This is a genomic window from Mesorhizobium sp. M1252, assembly GCF_040318265.1.
Lineage (GTDB): Bacteria > Pseudomonadota > Alphaproteobacteria > Rhizobiales > Rhizobiaceae > Mesorhizobium.
Map to the genome: position 1 here is coordinate 1 of NZ_JAMYLX010000047.1, position 1,332 is coordinate 1,332.

The window sequence follows — 1,332 nt, forward strand, 5'->3', positions numbered from 1 at the left end:
GCCGCCAGCGGCGCACCGCCCTCGTTCGTGAGGCGTATATAGTCGCCACCAACCAGAACTGTCAACAGTCATCGACGATGTTTTTTCGATTTCTCGTGGAGATATCCACGGGGCGGAAATTCGTGAGCTGGCTTGGCTGAAATTGTGAGTGGTGTTCCGCTGAGGATCACTCTTCTACCAAGCGCCCACCTCTAGGCGGCGGCAGGTGCGTGCCATCGGCCTGAGAATCGCCTCCTGGCGAGTGTCGATCCCCACGCCAGCCTAAGCAGCGCTTCAGAGCCGGCCTTCCAGCAATTCCGCCGTGATGTTGCTGCCGGCGAAAAAATACCCAGGACCAGACCCGTTCGGCATCGACTGCGAAAGCAATGCTGACGGCACGTCGCCAGCCGATGATCCGCGGACCAGGCATGATCTCGACCCGCTCTGTGCCGCACTGTGGAAAAGTCGACACGCTCAGGCAATGGTCGCGGATGCCGACAACGAAATTCCAAGCGATCGCCGGCGACGCACGGGTCGCTATGTCGTCATAGAGCTGGTCGAGTTCAGTTTCCGCCTTGGGGTGAAAGACAATGCGGTGCTCCATTGCCTACTTTATGCCTATTTGGCTTTCGCCTGCTTCGCGTGATGACGCGCCTCGAGTCGCGAAAAAACCGTCTCGACAGGGATGCCCTTAGCCGGATCCTGCCGGAGCTCGGTCAGGCGCGCCGGAACCTCCTCGCGCAGCCATCTCTCCCGCTCCGCCTCGAAATCCTCGAGCATACGCAGGCCGGCGCGAACAATCTCACTGGCACTGTTGTAGCGGCCTGATTCGAGCTGCTTCCTGATGAAGCTCTCATAGTGGTCGTTCAGAGCGTAGTCGGGCACGGCACCCTCCTGGAAGATTATGGCGCCGGTCAAAGCCCGGTAACAATGATTGGAAGCGCACGATCACGGTTCGTTTTCCAAGATCTGATGGCGAGAGAATGGTTCGTCGCCTGGTTTTGCAGGGTCCAAAGCGTCCGGTCACGATCGCGCCGGCGCGTGGCGGTTGCCGCGCTGACAGAGCCGGGAGCCAACCGGCTTCGCGCGGGCAAAGGTGCCGAATACAAAAAGGCCTGCGAGCTGCGGGCTTTGAATTGGTTGGGGCCATGATTTGGCTTTTCTGTCCCACGGCGTCGGCTTCGCCTGCTTGCGGGCCCCCGATGCAGGTTAAAATCGCCATCGATCACGGTCCGAACGCAAAAAGCCCGCGTGAAGCGGGCTTTTTTTGTTGGTTGCGGGGACAGGATTTGAACCTGTGACCTTCAGGTTATGAGCCTGACGAGCTACCGGGCTGCTCCACCCCGCGTCACC

Annotated in this window: 2 protein-coding genes and 1 tRNA gene; all 3 read right to left on the minus strand. The window is 59.9% G+C overall.

From position 1 onward, the window contains the following. Positions 1–166: 166 nt before the first annotated feature. The 3 genes from NKH22_RS31440 to NKH22_RS31450 all read right to left on the minus strand — a co-directional run bounded on the left by NKH22_RS31440 (position 167) and on the right by NKH22_RS31450 (position 1,327). Complete coding sequence (locus tag NKH22_RS31440; RefSeq protein WP_245260702.1) at positions 167–583, minus strand: type II toxin-antitoxin system RelE/ParE family toxin; 417 nt, start codon at positions 581–583, stop codon at positions 167–169. 14 nt (positions 584–597) lie between these two features. Further along, on the minus strand, positions 598–864 hold the full coding sequence (locus tag NKH22_RS31445; protein WP_031198915.1) for a type II toxin-antitoxin system ParD family antitoxin: 267 nt from the start codon (positions 862–864) through the stop codon (positions 598–600). Positions 865–1,250: 386 nt separating this feature from the next. Then, positions 1,251–1,327 (minus strand) — tRNA-Met (locus tag NKH22_RS31450). Positions 1,328–1,332: the final 5 nt, after the last annotated feature.